Below are 20241 nucleotides of genomic sequence, written 5' to 3' on the forward strand. Positions count from 1 at the left end.
AATCAACCCAAATGATACACTAGTTTGCGTCTCACGGGCATTGTCTCAGCAGGTATACCCTAATGGGCGGTCGGAATCTTTACGAACGCCGGTCGCCCCGAGATGTCTGGTTGGGGGCTGATCGAGCCATGACGGGGAGGGGCGCCCCCCAGACATTGCGCCTTCGATGATCACCTTCCCAAGTCCATTGCTTCCTCAGCGGCGTTTTTCTGCATAGACCTTTGGCCGGCGAATAGTGACGGCAATGGCAATGACCATCATCGCAAATGACTGCAGGAAGGTCATGCGCATTCCATTCGCGATGGCTGTTGCTGTTGCATGAGCGATATCCTCCGTCCCGACGCCAAGGGTAAAGACGATGCCGGTGGCGGATGCGCCACCGATCAGGCCGATGTTGCGAGACAGGCCGAGCAACCCGGAGACCGTTCCGTGGCGGTCCTTTGGCACATCCTTCAGGGCCGCGGTGTTGTTGGCGGCCTGGAAGAGCTGGTAGCCAGGAGTGAGTACAAAAATGGATATCATGTAGCCAGCGATCCCGATCATGTTCGGCAAGAAGGCTAGCAGCAACGCACCTGCGGTCAGCAAAAGCAGGCCGACGCCAAGCATCCGGCCGCTGCCCCAAGTATCCACCAGTCGGCCGGACGGGACTCCGCTGAGGATGGAGATAACCGGGCCAAGCGCCATGACCAGGCCGACCTGCGTGGGCGTCAGCGCAAGGCCGAGACCGAGGTAGAAAGGGCCGACAACCAGCGTCGTCATCATCACGGCAGCAACCAGCACGTTGACGAGGAGATTGGGCACCAGAGCGCGGTTCATCACTGACTGCAGGCGTGCCGAAGTGGCCTTTGCCTTTCGTGCGCCGCCGGTCAGAACCGACACCGCGAGGATCAATGCCAGGGTTGCCAGCGGCACCTGCACCCAGAAGATGGCGCGCCAGCCGCCCAGCGGGAGCAGCAGCCCGCCCAGCGATGGGCCGAGGGCCGTTCCCAGCGCCGATACCGTGCCGAGTACGCCCATTGCCCGGCCGATGTGGGCCTCGTGCGCGGTCTGGCGCATAAGCGCCATGGAGAGCGTCATCAGGAAGGCGGCGCCCACGCCTTGAACCGCGCGGGCGGCGGTGAGCAGCCACAGCGTTGGGGCAACAGCGCACAATAGCGACGCGATGGCGAAAATGAGCAGACCCGAGATGAGCATGGGCTTCATGCCGAAACGGTCGCCGAGCCGGCCGGCAATCAACACCGAGACCGTCAATGTGGCGAGATAGGCGACAACGATTGCCTGCACTTGTGAAAACGGAGCAGCGAACGCTTCAGCCAGCGCCGGCAGCGCGATGTTGGCGATGCTGGTGCCGAGCGAAGCGAGCAACATCGCCAACGCCAGCGTCGCCGTGATGCGGCGTCGCAATAATCTGGATGAGACTGGTTCTACGTATTCCAATGCCTTTTCCTCTTGTTCGAATCTTGATCTGGGCGCATGTTGCCACTTCAAGTCAACTTGAGGTCAAGCATGAAATTGCTGGATATCGGAGAGGTCGCGGCGCAAAGCGGGGTCAAGCCTTCGGCGCTGCGGTACTATGAGGAGGCGGGGCTGATTACCTCAGTATCGAGGCATGGCATGCGCCGGCAATTCGCGCCGGACGTGCTGTTGCAGCTCAACCTGATCGCTATGGGAAAGCTGGCAGGGTTTTCCTTGGAAGAGATAGCCGCCATGTTCGGAGTGGGTGGCCATCCTAACCTACCACGCGACGTGCTTCATCGACGAGCCGAGGCGCTCGACCGGCAGATCCATCAACTGATCTCGCTGCGCGACACGCTCCGTCACGTCGCTGACTGCCCCGCGCCGTCACATATGGAATGCGCGACGTTCCGCAGACTGGTTAATCTGGCTGGCAAACGCGTCGGAAGGCGTGAGACTGTTAAGAAACCAAAACGGTTCAACTCTTCCTGACGTGAATCTTGGCTCAACGTCTAACGGATGAGGGCGACACGGGAGCTGTAAAAGTTCAAGGTGGTGTTATGCGTTGCAAGGACGATCGCGTCCTTGCTCAAATTTCTGATCAGGGCAGCCAGGTTCTTTCCATGTCAGGTGCCCCGCCGGAACGCTAACGGCGTCTGGTTGACGAACTCGCGGAACGTGCGCCCAAACTGGCTGGCAGAGCCAAATCCGGATGTCGCCGCGACCTCGGCGATGGACATTCGGGTGCCGAGCAACAGTTGCTTTGCTCGCTCGACACGACGGCGGATCACAAACTGGTAGGGCGGCTCGTTGAAGGTCGCCTTGAAGGCTCTTGAGAAATGAAATCGGGTGAGCCCGGCGAGCGACGCCAGGTCGTCGAGGCCAATATCCGAAGCCAGATGTTCTTCGATGTAGTCCAACACAAGTCTGCACTGAATTTGGCTCAATTGCCCGGCTGTCGCAATCTGAGCGGTCTGCTCGGCTTGAAGCCGTACCATCTCAAGCGCGGCGGTCAGGCCGACCGCTTCGGCGTATACCTTAGCGGCCGGCCGTTGAAGATCCGCCATCAGCCTCCCGAGCTTGCGCATCGTAGCACCGAGCTCCCGGTCCTGGAAGTAAACATGAGAACGCGGCTCGACGCTGTTAAACTCGACCTGAAGTTCTTCCTCCATGGTCGCCGGATCGAAACAGACGACCGTAAACGCGTTGAGGCGTTCGGCGGGCTTGGCCCAGCCTTTGATGGTCTGCCCCAAGGGCACATACGTCATCTTGTCGCGCAGATCGCCACCGGGAATGGGGCGTTCACCCATAATCTCCATCTCGCCGTCGGACAGGACCAGATCGTGATAGGCAAGATAGTGGCTCTGCCCGTCCCACTGAAATTCGTACTCGACCGGTAGCTGAAGGCGCGAGTACTGGACGGACACGCCTCGCCAGCTACGCGCTGTGTGGATCTCAGCGCGTGGATCTGTTTCGGGGAAGGTGAGCTTCAGCTCGTTATAGCGGTCCATCGGGGATCCTTATCTCCTGGGGATTGCAGGAACCTTGCCAGCGTCCACTCAAAATCCCGCAAAAATTGTCATTCCGCAAGAAATCGCGAAAAACCGCACGTCCGGGATATATTCATGATTACTTTTACACATTCTAAAGTGTTCTGCCCGAGAATCTGCTCAACAAGAGGAGTCTTGCTCAGCAACGGTCGGGGGAACGAGCCGCTGCTGGTTTCTGAAACATGGAGATGGGGATGTTGGGGTTAGGTGGCTTGGACGCCAAGGCCGTGCTGAGTGCTGTCAGCAGGTCGCAGGCGATTATTGAATTCAAGCTGGATGGGACCATTCTGACCGCCAACGAAAATTTCCAGAAGGCGCTGGGTTATCAGCTGCAGGAAATTGTCGGGCAGCATCACCGGATATTCGTCGATCCGGCGGAAGCAAATTCCGCGGAGTACCGCGAATTCTGGTCCAAGCTGGCGCGCGGTGAGTATGATCGCAAACAATACAAGCGGATCAAAAAAAGCGGGGAGGAGGTGTGGATCGAGGCCTCCTACAATCCGGTGTTTCGCGGTGGGAAGCCCTATAAGATCGTCAAGTTCGCAACCGACATCACCGCGCAGAAGCTAAAGGCCGCGGAAGATGCCGGAAAGTTGGATGCGATTGCGCGCGCCCAAGCTGTCATCGAGTTCACGCCAGACGGCGAGATCCTGGTGGCCAACGAGAACTTCCTTCAGACGCTCGGGTACGGTCTGGACGAAATCAAAGGGCGTCATCACTCGATGTTCTGCGAGCCAAATTACGTTCAGAGCGAGGAATACAGGCAGTTCTGGAGAAAGCTTGCAGCCGGCGAGTTCGTGGCAGACGAATTCTTGCGGTTGGGAAAGAGCGGCAAAAGGGTCCACATCCAGGCCTCCTATAACCCGATCTTCGACATGAACGGCAAAGTCTTCAAGGTCGTCAAATTTGCAACCGACGTGTCGGAACGCGTTGCCAATGTGGATCGTCTGGCAAGTGCGCTTTTGGCGATGTCGGAAGGCGATCTGACCCAGGACATCTCGCAGCCTTTCCTGCCGGTCCTGGAGCGACTGCGTGTCGATTATAACGCAACTGCGAGAAAGCTGCGCGACACGCTCCAGACGATCCTAGAAAACGCTGGTGCGATTGCCTCCGCATCTCAGCAGATCCAAACCGCGTCCAATGACCTGGCAAAACGTACCGAGCAGCAAGCGGCCTCCGTCGAAGAAACGGCCGCTGCCCTGGAGGAGATCACGACGACGGTAGCAGATTCCAGCCACCGCGCCCAAGAGGCCGGTTCGCTGGTTCGTCGCACGAAGGAAAGTGCAGAACATTCCGGTAATGTCGTGGGACAAGCCGTCGACGCCATGGGCAAGATCGAACAATCCGCCGGCGAGATCGGCAACATCATCGGCGTGATCGACGAGATTGCTTTCCAGACCAATCTGCTGGCGCTCAACGCAGGCGTGGAAGCGGCACGCGCCGGAGAGGCCGGCAAGGGCTTTGCTGTCGTTGCCCAAGAGGTCCGTGAATTGGCCCAGCGGTCTGCCAAGGCCGCAAAGGAAATCAAGGCACTCATCAGTGCGTCCAATGAGCATGTGAGGAGCGGCGTCACATTGGTTGGCGATACCGGAAGGGCTTTGCGGGAGATTGTCGACCAGGTTCTTCTGGTCGACCAGAATGTTGGCGCCATTGTTGAAGCGTCCCGGGAGCAGGCGACCGGGCTGAAGGAAATCAACATTGCCGTGAACACGATGGACCAGGGCACGCAGCAGAATGCCGCGATGGTCGAAGAGACATCGGCAGCCGCCCATAGCCTCGCGAGGGAAGCCGAGCGGCTGTTCGAACTCATTGGTCAGTTCAAGATTGGCACCACCGTTCCTGGTCAGCAGGTTAAGACGTCAAGCGGTCCAGTCCTTGTTCGTCCGGTGGCATCGCCTTTAGGGCCTACGAGCAAACGCAGTCCGTCCGCCTTCCACGGTAACGCAGCGCTCAAGAGCGAGAGCTGGGAAGAGTTCTGACAACAATAGACATGGCGTCGTTTCACAACTGCCGTGTCGAGCACTCTGAAAAGTGACGGCGAATACATTTTCCTAGAGACAAAGAAGCGGCACAGTAGAAAGCGCTACGCATGACAGTCATCAAGTTTCCCACCCCTTCCGTCGCGAAACCGGTCCCATCTGAAAAAAGATGCGTAGCCGCGATTCTTCAAGCACATTCGGCGCTACAAGAATACTGCTCGAATATGAGTGACCTCATCAATCGGCTACACGATCAACTGGAAGAGTTGATTGAAATACACGAAAAAAATCTATCTTCCCCCAGCATAGTCCTGGATATTTCTGGTCACGCTCAAACTGGTCTGTTCGCCGAAGAGACGGTGCAGAGCAGCCCACACTGTAACGTCCACCGCGAACGGTCATAGAGAAGGACGGCATCTCTCCTGCAGTCTCTCTGTTCATCGTTTGCACAGGTCCTGACGACTCATCACTTCCCTCACTTAAGCTTCATCACCAGGGAGCAAGTCCTTGAAGCACGTCCCCATCACCGGAAAGTTCATCACCATCATGGCCGCCTTCGGCATTGTCGCACTTGGTGCAACAGGCTACGCGGTCAACAGGATTGCCTATGTTGACGACCAATACAGCCGGTTGCTGACGGGTGAGGCCATCGCCACCACGTATCTGTCGCGCGCGAACCGAGCGCTCCAAGCGTCTCGTGCCTCGATCGGCGACCTTCTTATAGCAAGAGACGCGTCCGCGAACGCGGCTGCACTGAAGGAACTGCAGGTCAGCAAGGCTGCATTCACCGAGTTCATGGACAAGGCGAAGGCGGCACTTCCCGATGACGCGGATATCCCCAAGCTTCACGCGGACGGGCTCAGAACCCTGAACGACGCATGCGCAGCCACAATCGCTAGTGCCGAGCGCTCCGTGACAGACGAGGAAATAAAGGTTTCGCAGCAGCAGTTTCTGAATGAGTGTCAGCCCAGCTTTGCTCAGGCCACACCAGCCTTCGTGCAGACCGTCACGCGAATCTTCGATCAGAGTACAAAAAAGTCGTCAGATCTCACCGATCTCACAGATGCAACAGTGCGCCTGACGCTGGGAGGTGTTCTGCTGGGTCTGGTGATTACCCTGGCCGCAGGCTTCGTTGCGATCCGCTCGTGGCTCGTGCGTCCGATCCAGCGGCTATCCACCATTATGAACGTTCTCGCCAATGGCGACTTGACGCCCCATGTGGAGGGCATGGATCGCCGTGACGAAGTCGGGACGATGGCAAAGGCAGTCCAGGTGTTCAAGGAGAACGGTCTGCGGGCACGTGAACTCGAACACGAGGCTGCTGCAACACGGTTGGATCGCGAGGCGGAGCAGCTTCGGGTTGCTGAGCTGGAACGCCAGCGCGCCCAGCAGATGGTTCAAGCGACGTCGGGTCTTGGAGAGGGGCTGAAGCACCTTTCAAGTGGCAATCTCACGTTCCGGCTGAACGAACCGTTCGCCAGTGACTTTGAGGTCTTGCGGACGGATTTTAATGCTGCCGTTGGTCAACTGGCCGAGAGCTTGCGCTCAGTTGCTAACGCAACGGGTTCGATTGATAGCGGCTCACGCGAAATCAGCCAGGGCGCGGAAGATCTGTCGAAGCGCACCGAACAGCAGGCGGCTTCGCTTGAAGAAACGGCCGCAGCCCTCGACCAGATCACGACAAATGTTGCGAATTCTTCCAAGCGCACCGAAGAAGCACGCAACGTAGCGATTGAAGCCAACAAGTCGGCGCGGCGTTCCGGCGAGGTGGTCTCAAGCGCTGTGACCGCCATGCAGCGGATCGAGCAGTCGTCGAATCAGATTTCCAGCATCATCGGCGTGATCGATGAAATCGCCTTCCAGACGAACCTGCTGGCGCTGAACGCCGGTGTTGAGGCAGCGCGCGCGGGCGAAGCGGGCAAGGGCTTTGCCGTCGTTGCACAGGAAGTTCGTGAGCTGGCGCAAAGGTCTGCACAGGCAGCCAAGGAGATCAAGGATCTCATTCGCAATTCGGTGGATGAAGTTAGCACGGGCGTCAAACTGGTTCAGGAAACCGGCCACGCTCTGAAAATCATCGAGGATCAAGTCGTCACGATCAACAGCCAGCTGGATGCGATCGCCACATCCGCCAAGGAGCAATCGGTTGGTCTTGCCGAGGTCAACACGGCCGTGAACCAGATGGACCAGGTGACGCAGCAAAACGCTGCCATGGTCGAGCAGTCCACAGCCGCCAGTGCGTCCCTCGCGGGAGAGGTCAATCGTCTGCGCGAGATCGTTGCGGAGTTTCGCATCGGATCGGAAGAGACATTAACGCATGTCGGCCCCTCGACGGTCAGAGCAGAACACAGACCTGTCGCGTCTCCCGCAAGGCGCATGCTTGCCAAAGTCGCTGGCGCCATGGCGGGTGGCGGTCGAGCTGCCGCAGACGGCTGGGCTGAATTCTAAGTTCTTATCTCGTGAAGTTGACGATGACCACATTAGGCCGATCGGGAAAATCGTCCCGGTCGGCCGCAACCACTGCAATGCCTTCTCAATGAATTCAAATGTCTGAAAAACGAACTGTTAAACGAATACGCGCGCTCAAAGGCGCCCGGGTTGCTTACAAGAACGGCGGCGCAACGCGCAACTGCACCGTGCGCGATCTCTCAGACCAAGGGGCAAAGCTGCGTCTGGAAAGCACAATGGACATACCGGACCGGTTCGATCTGGTATTTGATGATGGTAATCGCCACTCTTGTGTCGTCAAATGGCGAGACCTGGTGCATATCGGGGTGCAGTTCGCTGACGCTGAAGGCGCGGTGCGGAATAAGGATTGAAGAGAATTCTCAACCGTCGGCACCCGGCCGGCGAACCTCCCTGCTGCAGAAAACACGTGCACCACTCACAATTTGTGCGTAAGCTGTCACCATCATCAGCAGACAGCATTGGGCGCTGGTGACTGTGAGCCTTCATTGCTTCCGCCTGATCTAACAGGAGATGCGAAAATGGCTTCAGCCTTCTTCCATCAAAATTGCTCAGATCACGATCTCAAGACCCTGTTGCTGCCATGGGCCATGCGGTTTTGCCCCAGGAGAGCAGATCAGCAGGCGTTGATAGAGAGTGATTGCGATTGCTTGCCATGATGAGAAAATGATCATTTCGAGCGACGTCGAAGCCGAGCTCTTCTCGATCATGCAGTCACTGGCTTTGCACACGTTTCAGGGGGATGCCCTGAGATGGGACGGGGGCCAAGGTCAGCCAACGCGCCCAGAAAGTCAGCGTTGAGGCGCCGACGGTGACTGGGAGCAGGTATGCCGTCCTTTACGGCTGTGGCTGCTGTGGCTGGCGGCGCGGAAGACGTCGGAACACGGCATACGGTTCCCGAGCCTTAGGATCGTCTGCGATTTGCCATGCAAGGACGGCAAGGTCAGCTCACAGCGGCCTTGGTGGACGCTAACCTGATTGCACCAAACTCGGTGGGAGGGTCACCGGCCAGCATGATGCGATTGCGACCGGCCTTTTTTGCTGCGTAGAGCGCTAAGTCGGCCTCTGCGAACTGCTTATGCGCCTCGCTCTCCTCCGGCCCGCCGTCTGCGATCCCGAAAGAAGCCGTGACGCTGGTGGTAATCCCGAGGTGGGAGAGATCCGCCCGCGAAACTGCGAGCCGCAGCTTGTTTGCAAAAAGTGCAGCAGCATCTAAGTTGGCTCCTGGCAAACAGATTACGAATTCCTCTCCGCCAACTCGCGCCGCAATACCCTCAGGCGGCAAATTGCGTCGGATCTCGTCTGCAACAAGCGTTAGCACAGCGTCGCCAGCGTGGTGCCCATAGGTGTCGTTCACCTGCTTGAAATGATCGAGGTCGCAAACCAATAACGCGGTCCTCGGCGAAGCGGCTGCTGACAGGCGGTCGGCAGCTCGCTTGAAGCCGCGCCGGTTCAGAAGGCCTGTCAGCGGATCCTGCTCAGCTGAGTCCCTGTACCCGTCAATAAGCTCAGCCGCGACGGCGGCAAGCGAGGACAGTCCGAGAAGTAATGCCAGTATGGCGGCACCAGACTGCATGAAAAAGGCGTAGGGTGTGCCGAGGAAGGTATTGAGGTCGCCGTAGGCGGGTAAAAGCAAGACAAGCACCACGTTGCGCAAGAAGGTTTCCATAGCGATCAACGTGACGATGGTCAGAAGCAACCGGTCGCACAGATGTGCCGACTTTTTCCACACCTGCACCAGGACAAAGAGAAGCAGGGTAAGGCAGCCGAAATCATTGGCGACGAAATCGATAGGCACGCTTTGACGTTCAATGACACCGTAGAGTGAAACACTGTAGCTGATCAGGCAAATCACCATCCGCCATGCCGCGAACTGTGGTCGACGGAACCTGACAAGGAGCGCGCTGCCATAAAAGTAGAAAGCTGCAAGAAAAAGTCCGTCGGCTATGACGGACAGCAACTCCGCTCGCGCAAGACCCGTCCCCAGCGGAACACAAAATGCGATCGCAGCCGAAAAATATCCTGCGGCCCAGTATCCAGCCTCGTGAGTGCCCCGGCGGAAAAGCTCCGCAAACACGCACGCGAAGATGATCATCATGACGGGGAGCAGAAATGCGAAATTATCCATTACCTCTCTCTCGCAGGAAGCGAATGAGAGGCTACACTAGGCTTCAGGTCATTAAGAATCTTCCCAGTGCAAAGATTGAATCGCTCATCAAAAATGGGAAGACGTTTTGTTGCTGAAGCCGATGACCTCGCCGCCGATGCGGAACTGCTTATGGACCTTTTCCATAATATGTGATGGAGGCGAGGTCGCGTACTGATTTGTCTACATACCGGCAACGTTTAGCCGGTCTCCAGCCGCGCATCTGTCGAGGCGAGAAGTGGCAAGCATGTCAGTTGGTGCCATGACGCTAAGTAAAGAGATGCCCCGCAAGGGGACCCTGCGGGGCATGGAGCGTTGTTATTTGTTCATGTCCGCCGCCATCTGCAGATGGTGTTCGAGCGCTGGCCGGGTCTTGGCTGCCCACGCTTTCAGGTCGGCGTTCTCGCCTTCGTCACCGTAGCGCTTGAATAGATCAACCGCATCTTCATGCACGTCTTCTTGATCCGAGTGGTACTGCTTGGTGAATTCGTTGCCGTTGAGCTTCTTGAGGTCGTCGAGCATTCCCTGGTGAGCGGATGACATAGACGTCGGTATTGTCGCCTTGACCTTGCCGGACGTCACCATGGCCTTCAACTCGTTGGACGTCTTTTGGTGATCGGCCAGCATCTGCTGCGCGAACGCCTTTGTCTTCTCATCGGATCGCTCAAGAGCAAGCTTGCTGGACTCGATCTCGAACATGTCGCTACTTGCAGCCTCTAGGACAAAATCTTCGGTTTTCGGGGCGACGCCCATGACGGAGTTGACGCCGGTTTTTTCAGCGGTGGATTGTGCTAACGCAGCAGATCCGGCAGTGGCGAGGAAGATGGACGCGAGAAAGAGGGCCTTTTTCATCGGGAAGCTCCTGTTGAAGGTGACCCATAACCGCAGCAATGTCACAAAGTTCCTAGTTGGACCCGGTCCACCCAAGGTAGGCAAGTAGCAGGGAAGGCCAAACCGCTACAGTCGGCACAATTCGGTCAGGATCGACCAACATGCCAGCCGCGCGCGGAATCAGGTGCATTGAGCGAGACGGTTGGAAAAGCCCGCTGATGCCAAGCTTGTCGTTGGCATCCCCTGGCATGCCGTGACCCCCCGGCACTGTTCTAGATCCCAAAGGTGATGATCGAAGAACGTCAGCAGCGGCCCTTCCGGCGCCGCCAAGGCCGGGGCTGAACGGGTGGGGCCAGGGGGCACGAGAAGTGAGGGCGTACAGTTTATTGACCAAACCTTAGCTGACGGCATGACCGGCCGTCGTGATATTCTGGTGAAGATCAGTTCACTGGTGCAGATAGATGAGGTGCCGGCCGGCGCAGTTCGTCCGACAAAGCGGTCACTAGCGTAGAGCGGACGTTCGTACTGGCGGCAACTGCCTCCACCGTGCCGGTTCGCGTCTCATGTCGAAGAGACATCAGCGCGGACTCCGCCATGCCGGTCGACCAGATGATCGCGATGACCGACGCAGCAACGATGATCGCGTTCGCGTTGGTAAAGTGTTCCGCGTTTCTATTGCGCATGTCCGAAGGTCCAGCCGTGCTTCATTCCTGTCTCGATAGCGCATGGCCCCTTTCCGCCGGGTCACGGGGAAAAGTCAAATTTGAGCAATCCTCATATTTGCCACTTGGTCGTCTGGACGCGACAGGGTTCCGCCTTAATTTTCCGGAGGTTGGCGCACGGAGGTTACCTATGGTCAATGCACGATCGCAAGCGGCGAGGATCCCGTCTCTGCCGGCAATGCTTTCCGTCTTCGTGCTTGCGACAACGGTCCTGTCTTGCGTTGCCGGATACTATGTTCTCACCCAGAGAGTGGATGCGTTTCAGCGAGCCGGCCTTGCGCGTGCTGTCCAGACCCGTGTCACAGGCGCCCAAGTTGCGCTGGGCCAGGCGCTCCAGGGAGAGTGGGTGCGGCTTCGCAACGCCGCGAAGCACGTTTCGCTCCTGACACCGATCGAGATCCAGCATCGGCTGAACGCGATGACCGACGCCGGCTCGGTCTCCTGGGCGGGATATGCGCAGAGCGACGGCACTGTCCTGGCGGCGTCCAATGGTCTGCTGGTGAACGTGGACGTGTCATCGAGACCGTGGTTTCAACGGGGGCTGGAGGGGAATTTTGCCGGCGACGTCCATGAGGCGGTGCTTCTGGCATCCAAACTTCCGCAACAGGCACGGGGCGAACCTTTGCGGCTTCTCGACATGGCGACACCAATTGCCGGGGCAGGCGGCGTTACCGAAGGCGTTCTTGGCGTTCATCTGGATTTCGCCTGGGCCCGCCGAATTGTCCAACAGATGGCCGACGCTCTGCAAGTGGACCTTTTCATCGTCAACAGCGCCGGCCAGACCGTCATGGCGACCGTCGATGGTCGTTTCGGAGCGCTTGACCTGCCCAGCTATCGCGCTGCCCGCGCCGGAAACTCGTCCGTAAATGTCGAACAATGGCCAGATGGCCGCACCTACTTCACCGCCACTTTGCCGGAACGGACGGTGGACGATCTGCCCCGCTTCGGATGGAGCGTCGTTGCACGCATCGATGCCTCCGGGGCGCTCCTTGGATCGCAGGATTTCTCTCGACAATTGATCGAGGCCCTTGTCGTCTATGCCATCGCCGTCATCCTGTTGACCACTTTGTTCACTTTGATCTTCATCAGGCCCTTCGGTCGCCTGGCGCGCAATGCCATGTCTGTCGCTGAAGGCAATGACACCTATCCTTTCGAGAGCCGGCGAACGCGCGAACTTGCCATGATGAGCGCTGCACTCTCCCGCTTGCAAGCGGATCGCCGCGCCGACGATCACTGACTTGCGCAGCGGTCAGTACCGGCGCGCGAAGAGGTCCCTCACGATGGCCGCGAGCCGGGTGTAGCCGACGCTTGGCACGCTTCCATCTGCATAGAGGCGCTTCAGCAGAGCCTCGTACTGGTCCTGTGGCAGTTCGAAGGAGAGCACTGCGCCATCCGCGGTTCTTTCCAGCACAAAAGCCTCCGCATCGCCGACATCGCGAATGATGAGCCTCACCTCGCTTCCCGGCCTCAGAGTGATGCCGCGGATGCGTGCGCTTGTTTGTGTCAGGTCCGTCATCCAGACCCGGCGAAACTTGCCATCGGCGCGGATGATCGTCCTCTCCGGCTTGTCGGCGAAATGCCGTTCTACCCTCGGCATCTCGACGCACACGACAAGGGTCACGAAGAGGATGACCAGATTGTAGATTGTCCAGAACAGGATGACGACTTTTCCATCGCCCGCATCGTTGTAGGCAAAGCGATCCGAGACGATTCCTGCCAGAAGACCGACGATTGTGAGGGCGAAGAGGATCAGGAACGGACGCATCAGACGCCACTGAATGACCACCTTGGTTCGATCACCGCCTTTAGCGGTCACACTGAACGGGTGTCCGTGTGGCCGGATGAGACCGGAGACCGCGGCACGTGTGATCGGAATTGCCCCCAGCAACTGACTGACGTCGTTCACGATGGGGATGATGAGGCCGCCCGAAATGAAGTTCAGGACAAACAGAACCCAGACCATGTAGACGCCGAAATAATCGATCACCTCCGGCACGCTTGCATCAACGACGGTCACATTGAAGAACCAGTACAGGAGCGGAAAGACCATCGCCGCAATACGGAACGGAAAGGTGGTCAGCCAGAAGAGCACGGAATCGATGACGCTCCAGCGATCCCGCAGTCTAAGTCCATTTCGTCGCAAAGGGCCGAGCCGTCCTCGCGCGATCTGCATGAGCCCCAGGCACCAGCGCGCCCGCTGCGTCACATATTCCTTCAGACCCTCCGGTGCGAGGCCTTCGGTCAGCGCTTCATTGAGGTACACGGTTCGGTAGCCCTTTTCCTGCAGCGCAAGCGTCAGCATAAAGTCCTCGGTCACGCTTTCTGTGGGCAGTCCGCCGACAGCCAGGAGCGCGCTGAAGCGCGTGACCGACGAGGTGCCGCAGCAAAAGGCAATGCCCCATCCATCGCGGGCCGGCTGGAGGTGATCGAAGAAGAAGCGTTGCTCGTCCGGATAGGACCGGCTGAGGCCCAGATTGTGCTGGATTGGGTCTGGATTGAAGAAGTGTTGAGGCGTCTGGACCAGCCCGACGGCCGGATCATGGAAGAGGGCGAGGGAGCGGGAAATGAAGTTGCCGTGGGGGACGAAATCAGCGTCCAGCACGGCGACGAAGTCCGGAGAATCCGGTTCCTCAGCCAGAAGAGCAAGCGCGTGGTTGATGTTGCCAGCCTTGGAGCCTTTGTTGTCCGGACGCCGGAGGTATCGCACGTCGCGAGACAGGCAAAAGCTTTGCAGCCAATCCCGGCGCCCGTCATCCAGAACAAGCACCTCGCAATTCGGGTGATCGGCGGCCTTGGCGCCCACGATCGTGCGTTCGAGGACCTCGCGGTCCTCGTTATAGGTCGCGATGAGAATGGCGGTCTTCGGTGGCGCACCGGGCTCCCACCAGGCCTGATTCGCTTCCACCTCGCTGCTGCGGTGGGTGGTGCGCATCAGGATGGTGAAGGCACTGAAGGATGAGATCACGCTCAAAGCCTCCAGCGCGAAAAAGCTCCAGCTGAAGAACCAGTCTGCGGTCAGGTCGAACGGTGCCAGAGTCTCGGTGCCGCGCCAGAGGATGTAGCGCAGTGCCAACGCGATCGCGATCAGGAGCAGCAGGACGCGATGCGCGGTCCGATCGGGCTTGAGGATGATCGCAAGGAGGATGGCACAGCCCACGACAAAGAACAGGCGCGCGAAGCTGGACTGGAGCTCGGACAGAAACAGCATCATTTTAGCTCCAGAGCCGCCGCAGCCAATCCATCGGGCGTGCATCGAAGAACACACGCCCGGTGCGGCCGATAAGGCAGCGCAGAGCCGGATCGGTGCGTAGTCCTGGAACGTCGAGCGTCACGTCGAACCGCTCAAGATGCTCCTGGCTGGGAGCGACGGCCAGGTTATTATAAAGCGTCGATGCCCCGGTTCCGGCCAGTCGCGTCACGGTGCCCTGTAGGATTCTGGGTTCACCGTTCAGACGGAACTCCACCTCGTCCCCAAGCTGGATGCGGTTGTACACGGATTCCGAAACGGACAATGTGACGATCGCCGAATTGCAGTCGACGAGCCGAACAAGATCCGCGCCTCGCTGCACGGTCTCACCCGATGCGGTCAGGTAATCCCACAGGATGCCGTCAACATTGGAATGGAGTGGCACTGAGCCAGAGCGGTTCACCCTTTGTCGTTCAGCCGCGATGCGCAGATCCAATGTTCGTATTTGCGCCTCAACGGCAACCGCCTCCGCGCTCAGCCTGTTCTGCTCGAAGCGCAGTTCCGATATCCGCTGCTGCGAATAGGGCGCATCATTGTAGCCGTCGCCAAGATAGGTGCCACGCTCTGCTGCTTCGACATGGATGGCCGCAGCTCTCTGCAGCGCGGCGGTTTCTTGGACTTCACGCTCCGTGACCTCGACAAGGGATTGCGCGTTTTCGAGCGATACCCCCGTTTCGATGCCGCGTTCGCGAAGACCGAGTGACCTCTGCAAAGCCAGCCGTGCATATTTCAACCTGGCTTGGGCAGCGGCACTTGCAGCTTTTGCAGCTTCCAAAGCGGAAAATAGCTCACGTTGACGCTCTTCGGCATAAACGTCTGAACGTCGTTCCAGATCGGCGATGTGCTTGCCGAGCGTCGTCCGCTGCTGTTCATTGCGTCTCGCTTCTGCATCAAGATCGGCCCGCTCGCGTACCAGATCCGCCAGCCGGACGTTGTCGACCAGCGGATCGCTGATGGACGCGAGCGGATCTCCAGAGCTGATGCGTGCGCCAAGTGGCCGGTCCACAAGATCGACCTGTCCGGCGATGGGGGCCGAGGCGGTCGTCAGTCTCGCATTGATGAAGGCATCCGCGCTGACGCCGGCAAGCTGCTCACCGAGGATCACGATGAGGCCGACGGCAAGGAGTGCCAAACCGGCTAGGATCTTAAGCGACGTCATGTCGTCTCCTGGCAATGAGGGTCTTCCAGAGCCAAAAAGACGCAAAAGCTTGGGTTGTTCGAGTTCTTTATGAAACGTTTCGAGACATGGCTAACGCTGGGTTAACCGATCTCACAGCGGTCGGACCCAAAATGGGAATTCGAAACAGATCGGTACAGGAAGCAGCCTTTGTGGTTGTTTTCCTCCAGTCTGTGCCTGGCGGACAACGACCGCGCTCGTTGTTATTGAGCTTGGGCTGTTTAAGCTTCGAATGATTCGCGCGAGTGCTTCGGTGGACGATTTGAGCTAGGCAACGAGACGCTTGCTGGAGACGAGATGACCGAGGTCCTGGGCGCTCATCGGTTTCCCAACGAGATAACCCTGAAGTTGGTCGCAACCGGCAGCACCGAGGGCCTTTGCTTGCGTTTCGGTCTCGATCCCTTCCGCGGTCACGGGAATATTCAGTGCAGCCGCCAGGGCGATCGTTGCTTTGAGAATACCGGAGCCGCGCCCCTCATCGTCCAGACCCCATACCAGCGAGCGATCGAGTTTCATTCGGTCGAAGCCGAACTGCCGAAGCGCGCCAATGCTGGCAAAGCCGCAACCGAAGTCGTCCAGCGCAAATCGGATGCCACGTTCCTTCAATGCGTTGATTGCGCGGCGGGCCTGGTCCGGATTGGAGATGAGAACGCCTTCGGTGATCTCCAGCGTCAATCGGTGCGGGTCAAAGTTCTCCTTCGCCAGAAGGTTTGTCACGTCGTCAACAAAATTCGGATTACACAACTGGATTGGAGATATGTTGACCGACAGGGAAAGCTCCTTCCAGCCCTTGGCGGCCCGAATAGAGGATGTGAGGATCTTCATTCCCAGATCGTCGATCAATCCGGAACGCTCTGCCAGTGGGATGAAAACATCGGGTGCAACAAAGCCCGCAGGCGAGTGCCATCGCGCCAAGGCCTCGACGCCGCAGATCTTTTGCGAGGCGACCGAGACGAGCGGCTGGAATACCGGCTTTATGGCATCATCCGCGATTGCACGCCGTAACTGCCCTTCCAGGCACGCCAGTTCTTCCCGCTCGGCATCCAGGTCCGGCGCGTAAGCGAAGGCGCGGCCCTTGCCGAGCTGTTTTGCTTTGTACAAGGCCATGTCGGCACGCCTCACCAGCTCAAGCGGATCCAGCCATGGTCTACGGGAGCAATGGCCGGCACTGCCGCCGATTTCGATCGTTCGTCCGCCGATGACAAAGGGCTTTGCAAGGACGGTAACGATTTCGCTGCTGATCGTCTCTGGAGTGGATGGACCAATTTGCAGCAAGGCGAACTCGTCTCCACCCAAGCGGGCTGCAAAAGCAGCTTCAGAATGCACTGCCTGCAGCCGCTGTGAAACCAATTTCAGAAGTTCGTCTCCAATGGCGTGACCCCATGCGTCATTGACGGCCTTGAAGCCATCGAGGTCGATCAGATGCAAGGTTACGGTCGCGTTTGCGTCCTCACCAGCACAGGTTGGCGACGCAAGCATCTCGAGCAGACCGCCTCTGTTCAGGAGACCCGTCAAACTGTCATGCGTTGCCTGATGATGGGCATTGTCAGCCATAGCACGAAGCGATGAAGTCTCTTTGCGGCTGCTGATAAGGATCAGGACGAGAAATGCCAACATCAAGAGCGTCGCAGAGATGATATAGGGCTCAACGCGCTGATACACAGCTGAGCCGGGTTTCTGGCTTGGCCAGGCGAGAAAGGCGACGGGCCGCCCGTCCGGGCCCGGTAAAGCAATGCTGAGAAGGTCCTGGGGAGGACGTGAGCTCCGGTTCAGGCGCAGGCCGGTCAGTTGGTATTCCGACGCGATCTGCTCTATCACCTCTTCTGACAGTATCTTCGAGAAGCTGAGCACGCTGAAGGCGCGATCATCCGTCGATGACGAGTAGGGTTGGATGGAGACCGCTCCAATCAGCGATATGTCGGATCCGGCTGCAACAAAGCGTAGCACGGGATCGCGTTGCGCAGAATTCGCGGCCTTCATGAGTGTGGAAAATCCTGGCCCGAAGCGGTGATAAGGGTTAAAGGCCGCGCCTTTGTTGTAGGCCGAGACGATCTCGCCGTCCTGTCCGATGACAATCGCAGCATCATAAAGAGCGTAGTGCTTTGTTGTCTTTCCCCAGTTTTCATAGGCCCAGGAACTCGCCTGATCTGAATTAATCGCTGCATAGGCGTCGTCCCAAATCGCGTTGTCCGTAACAGTAGCCGCAAGTTTTTGTTGGAGAGACCGAACAGCAGCCTGTGCGGCGCGAACGGCCCTTTCATCATCCATGTTATTGGCAGAATCCCGCATGATGAGAATGGCGAAACCGAGGAGACCTGCGCCCGACATGGCAAGAAACAGAGTGCTGAGCGCGGTCAGTAGCGCTATGCGTCGCGAACGAGCAGGGTGAGAAGCGTGCACTTTTGTGCTCATAGGACATCCAAATGAATGAGAAATGATGTCCATTGGACTGCAGTAAGACGTCATGTCCGCATATGCGCTGCGACTAAAGAGTAGCGGTAAGATCCTTTCAACGAGCTAACATGGATGATCGGCATTTTAGGTGACCGCGTACCATAGGCTCCTGTGCTCTCAGTCCATGAGCCTTGCAGCCCTGCCGCTGCGCCTGGTCGCGTTGTTATAGTATTCCGAGGCCTGCTGGACGGATCGATGCCGGGACTGCTCCATGGCTTCAGGCAGCGGGATGCCGCGGTTTGCGGCTTCGGTGAGATAACCGGAGCGCAGGCCGTGAGCAGAAAACTCTGCCGGGTCCAGCCCTGCCATGGAGGCGCGCTGCTTGACGATGTCGTTGATGGCTTTCGGATCCAGCGCCCGCTTTGAGACATTGCCCCAGCGATCAATGGCTCGAAACACGCTGCCGCTGTCGATCGTGCCGGCCTTGAGCCAGGCGTTCAATGCGTCTACGGGTCTGCCCGTGAGATAGACGACCTCTCCGTTGTCCGCGCCGCTGGTCTTAGTGCGGCCGAGATGGATGGACATCGAGGGGAGGGGAACTGATCCTTCAACAGGGATTGCCGCTTCCACGTTTAGTTGCTCCTTGCGCAGCCCTGCCACTTCGCTGCGGCGCCTACCGCCGGATGCAAAGGCCAGCATCAGGATCGCCTTGTCCCTGACATCGCGCAGGCTGTCGGTCCGGCACGTGCCAATCAGCTTCGATAGGACATCGCCTGTCACGGCCTTCGCGCTTTTTCTCTTCTTCGGTCGCGGCGTTGCACGTACCGCCAGCCGGACGGCCGACTTGAGGGCAGGGGAGGCGAAGGCACCCTGCAGTCCGCGCCATTTGGTCAGCGTCGACCAGGTGGCCAGCCGCCGGCGCACGGTGTCGGGTGCATGGGGACCGGATGATCGGAGAAACCCTTGGAGGCGAAGCTTGTCCTCGACCTCAGCTGGCATGCCATGCTCCGGATCCGTTAGACGCTTTTCCGGATCCGACAGGTGATGAGCGACAAACTTCAGGAGGAGAGCCTCCGGCGCGGGCCATGGGAGTGATCGGCCTGTGGCCGCCAATGACCAGGCCTGCAGGTAGGCGAGATCGGAGGTGAGCGCACGCAGTGTGTTGGCGCCCATTCCCTCGTTGACGAGATGCCGGAGCGTCTCGACATCCTGATCGGTCAGAAGCTCGGACAGTTCGTCGCGCCGGTCCATGGGGAGGACTGCAGCAATGGTGTCGAGATCCTGAACACGGCGGTCAACAGCGCTCATTTGGGCAGACCGTGCTCATCGTAAAAATCGGAATGGTCGGAGTTGTACCGGGCGGAACGTTCTTACGATCCTCCTCCGCCAACGCAAGGAAATCCTCAAATGGGTCGATCTTCTGCGCGATCGGTGTGAGTATCGCGGCCGGTCTCTCGTTGCGGCAGATCACCATTTCATCGCCGCGGAGAGCGAGTTCAATCAACTCCTCGAGCCGTTCCGCCGCTTCCGTCACGTCAACAAGAACTTTCATGTTCAACGCCCTCTACCAGACACGTTCGTGCAGCACCGCATCGAAGACCAGATCCGTCGAGATGAAAGCGCAACGCTCAAGCCGCGCCTGGGCTGCCAGGATTCGATCCCAAGGATCGCGATGCTCCCAGTCGAAGCTTGCTGCCAGTTCGGCATGCAGGTCGTTGATGGCAAGGGTTTGTAATCCACTCGCGCTTACCGCGGCGCGCAATTCCTGCGGTTTCAGGTCGAGCTTCTTCAGCCGCATCTTGTTGTCCAGTTCGTAGAAGGAGACCGCGCTGACGAGGACGGTGTTGCCCTTGTCCTCGATCAGTGAGCGCGAACGCGGGGAAAGACGTGGACTGCCGATCGTCCACCAATAAACGGCGTGACTGTCGAGCAGCACTTTCATGAGTGGTTATTGGGACCGTTGGACGTTCCCTGCCAGACGCCGACATCGTCGTTTAAGTCACCGGCGTCGATCGCTGCCTGTTCGGCGTCGATCTCGTCGAACAGGTCGTCAGGCAGGCCACGATGCCGTAAGAGGCCAAATGGGCGCTTGCCGCCGTCGGCCGGGCCGATGCGGGCATAGATTTCGTTGCCGCGCATGATGATGATTTCTTCGCCCTGGTTGGCGCGTTCGAGCACCTCGGCGAAGTTCTTGCGCGCCTCGCTGATCTTGTAGCTGGTTTGGGGCATCATACGCTCCGATTTTGCCTGTGGAACTGAACGATAGCACCCCAATTG

17 protein-coding genes are annotated in these 20241 nt (G+C 58.5%); 5 read left to right on the plus strand and 12 right to left on the minus strand.

Features of this window, described 5'->3' with window-relative positions:
• Positions 1-195: 195 nt before the first annotated feature.
• A complete protein-coding gene (locus G6N78_RS18580) occupies positions 196-1437 on the minus strand; it encodes an MFS transporter (RefSeq protein WP_370691532.1) in 1242 nt (413 codons plus the stop codon).
• Positions 1438-1506: 69 nt separating this feature from the next.
• Here G6N78_RS18580 and G6N78_RS18585 point away from each other — a divergent pair, with 69 nt between their 5' ends.
• On the plus strand, positions 1507-1947 hold the full coding sequence (locus G6N78_RS18585; protein WP_165222290.1) for a helix-turn-helix domain-containing protein: 441 nt from the start codon (positions 1507-1509) through the stop codon (positions 1945-1947).
• A 134-nt stretch (positions 1948-2081) separates the two neighbouring features.
• On the opposite strand, the gene G6N78_RS18590 is transcribed toward G6N78_RS18585, so the two are convergent.
• The gene (locus tag G6N78_RS18590) at positions 2082-2966 is read right to left on the minus strand and encodes a helix-turn-helix domain-containing protein (RefSeq protein ID WP_165222292.1); all 885 of its coding nucleotides are present in this window, start codon (positions 2964-2966) and stop codon (positions 2082-2084) included.
• A 233-nt stretch (positions 2967-3199) separates the two neighbouring features.
• Here G6N78_RS18590 and G6N78_RS18595 point away from each other — a divergent pair, with 233 nt between their 5' ends.
• The 3 genes from G6N78_RS18595 (at position 3200) to G6N78_RS18605 (ending at position 7800) form a co-directional block, all read left to right on the plus strand.
• Positions 3200-4984: a methyl-accepting chemotaxis protein gene (locus G6N78_RS18595; RefSeq protein WP_165222294.1), complete on the plus strand. Its 1785-nt coding sequence runs from the start codon at positions 3200-3202 to the stop codon at positions 4982-4984.
• 507 nt (positions 4985-5491) lie between these two features.
• A complete protein-coding gene (locus G6N78_RS18600; RefSeq protein WP_165222296.1) occupies positions 5492-7429 on the plus strand; it encodes a methyl-accepting chemotaxis protein in 1938 nt (645 codons plus the stop codon).
• 98 nt (positions 7430-7527) lie between these two features.
• On the plus strand, positions 7528-7800 hold the full coding sequence (locus G6N78_RS18605) for a PilZ domain-containing protein (protein WP_165222299.1): 273 nt from the start codon (positions 7528-7530) through the stop codon (positions 7798-7800).
• Positions 7801-7998: 198 nt separating this feature from the next.
• Here G6N78_RS18605 and G6N78_RS18610 read toward each other — a convergent pair whose 3' ends face one another.
• The 3 genes from G6N78_RS18610 to G6N78_RS18620 form a co-directional block, all read right to left on the minus strand.
• On the minus strand, positions 7999-8157 hold the full coding sequence (locus G6N78_RS18610; protein WP_165222302.1) for a hypothetical protein: 159 nt from the start codon (positions 8155-8157) through the stop codon (positions 7999-8001).
• Positions 8158-8390: 233 nt separating this feature from the next.
• Positions 8391-9575: a GGDEF domain-containing protein gene (locus tag G6N78_RS18615; protein ID WP_165222305.1), complete on the minus strand. Its 1185-nt coding sequence runs from the start codon at positions 9573-9575 to the stop codon at positions 8391-8393.
• 336 nt (positions 9576-9911) lie between these two features.
• Positions 9912-10445: a DUF4142 domain-containing protein gene (locus G6N78_RS18620; protein WP_165222308.1), complete on the minus strand. Its 534-nt coding sequence runs from the start codon at positions 10443-10445 to the stop codon at positions 9912-9914.
• A 588-nt stretch (positions 10446-11033) separates the two neighbouring features.
• Between G6N78_RS18620 and G6N78_RS18625 the strand changes: the two genes are divergently transcribed.
• Positions 11034-12383 (plus strand): cache domain-containing protein, encoded by a 1350-nt coding sequence (locus G6N78_RS18625; RefSeq protein WP_165222311.1) that lies wholly within the window; start codon positions 11034-11036, stop codon positions 12381-12383.
• 12 nt (positions 12384-12395) lie between these two features.
• On the opposite strand, the gene G6N78_RS18630 is transcribed toward G6N78_RS18625, so the two are convergent.
• The 7 genes from G6N78_RS18630 to G6N78_RS18660 form a co-directional block, all read right to left on the minus strand.
• Positions 12396-14357 (minus strand): glycosyltransferase family 2 protein, encoded by a 1962-nt coding sequence (locus G6N78_RS18630; RefSeq protein ID WP_165222314.1) that lies wholly within the window; start codon positions 14355-14357, stop codon positions 12396-12398.
• A 1-nt stretch (position 14358) separates the two neighbouring features.
• Positions 14359-15525, minus strand: a complete 1167-nt coding sequence (locus tag G6N78_RS18635) for an HlyD family secretion protein (RefSeq protein WP_234905989.1) — start codon at positions 15523-15525, stop codon at positions 14359-14361.
• Positions 15526-15837: 312 nt separating this feature from the next.
• Positions 15838-17982 (minus strand): putative bifunctional diguanylate cyclase/phosphodiesterase, encoded by a 2145-nt coding sequence (locus tag G6N78_RS18640; RefSeq protein WP_165222317.1) that lies wholly within the window; start codon positions 17980-17982, stop codon positions 15838-15840.
• A gap of 159 nt (positions 17983-18141) precedes the next feature.
• Positions 18142-19272: a site-specific integrase gene (locus tag G6N78_RS18645; protein ID WP_165222320.1), complete on the minus strand. Its 1131-nt coding sequence runs from the start codon at positions 19270-19272 to the stop codon at positions 18142-18144.
• Entirely contained in the window at positions 19259-19516 is a 258-nt protein-coding gene (locus G6N78_RS18650) for a type II toxin-antitoxin system Phd/YefM family antitoxin (RefSeq protein ID WP_165222323.1), read from the minus strand. The genes G6N78_RS18645 and G6N78_RS18650 overlap by 14 nt, the downstream gene beginning before the upstream one ends.
• Positions 19517-19528: 12 nt before the next feature.
• Positions 19529-19906 (minus strand): type II toxin-antitoxin system VapC family toxin, encoded by a 378-nt coding sequence (locus G6N78_RS18655; RefSeq protein ID WP_165222326.1) that lies wholly within the window; start codon positions 19904-19906, stop codon positions 19529-19531.
• Positions 19903-20193, minus strand: coding sequence for a type II toxin-antitoxin system Phd/YefM family antitoxin (locus G6N78_RS18660; protein ID WP_165222329.1), 291 nt, complete (start codon positions 20191-20193; stop codon positions 19903-19905). The genes G6N78_RS18655 and G6N78_RS18660 overlap by 4 nt, the downstream gene beginning before the upstream one ends.
• Between the last annotated feature and the right edge of the window lie 48 nt (positions 20194-20241).

This window comes from Allorhizobium pseudoryzae (assembly GCF_011046245.1).
In the GTDB taxonomy this organism is placed as follows: Bacteria; Pseudomonadota; Alphaproteobacteria; order Rhizobiales; family Rhizobiaceae; genus Neorhizobium; species Neorhizobium pseudoryzae.

Coding starts and splice junctions, on each gene's coding strand:
- G6N78_RS18615 (WP_165222305.1), bottom strand. CDS start 9,575: ATGGATAATTTCGCATTTCTGCTCCCCGTCATGATGATCATCTTCGCG.
- G6N78_RS18645 (WP_165222320.1), bottom strand. CDS start 19,272: ATGAGCGCTGTTGACCGCCGTGTTCAGGATCTCGACACCATTGCTGCA.
- G6N78_RS18585 (WP_165222290.1), top strand. CDS start 1,507: ATGAAATTGCTGGATATCGGAGAGGTCGCGGCGCAAAGCGGGGTCAAG.
- G6N78_RS18660 (WP_165222329.1), bottom strand. CDS start 20,193: ATGCCCCAAACCAGCTACAAGATCAGCGAGGCGCGCAAGAACTTCGCC.
- G6N78_RS18625 (WP_165222311.1), top strand. CDS start 11,034: ATGATCGCGATGACCGACGCAGCAACGATGATCGCGTTCGCGTTGGTA.
- G6N78_RS18655 (WP_165222326.1), bottom strand. CDS start 19,906: ATGAAAGTGCTGCTCGACAGTCACGCCGTTTATTGGTGGACGATCGGC.
- G6N78_RS18640 (WP_165222317.1), bottom strand. CDS start 17,982: ATGAGCACAAAAGTGCACGCTTCTCACCCTGCTCGTTCGCGACGCATA.
- G6N78_RS18590 (WP_165222292.1), bottom strand. CDS start 2,966: ATGGACCGCTATAACGAGCTGAAGCTCACCTTCCCCGAAACAGATCCA.
- G6N78_RS18610 (WP_165222302.1), bottom strand. CDS start 8,157: ATGATCGAGAAGAGCTCGGCTTCGACGTCGCTCGAAATGATCATTTTC.
- G6N78_RS18605 (WP_165222299.1), top strand. CDS start 7,528: ATGTCTGAAAAACGAACTGTTAAACGAATACGCGCGCTCAAAGGCGCC.
- G6N78_RS18620 (WP_165222308.1), bottom strand. CDS start 10,445: ATGAAAAAGGCCCTCTTTCTCGCGTCCATCTTCCTCGCCACTGCCGGA.
- G6N78_RS18595 (WP_165222294.1), top strand. CDS start 3,200: ATGTTGGGGTTAGGTGGCTTGGACGCCAAGGCCGTGCTGAGTGCTGTC.
- G6N78_RS18630 (WP_165222314.1), bottom strand. CDS start 14,357: ATGATGCTGTTTCTGTCCGAGCTCCAGTCCAGCTTCGCGCGCCTGTTC.
- G6N78_RS18650 (WP_165222323.1), bottom strand. CDS start 19,516: ATGAAAGTTCTTGTTGACGTGACGGAAGCGGCGGAACGGCTCGAGGAG.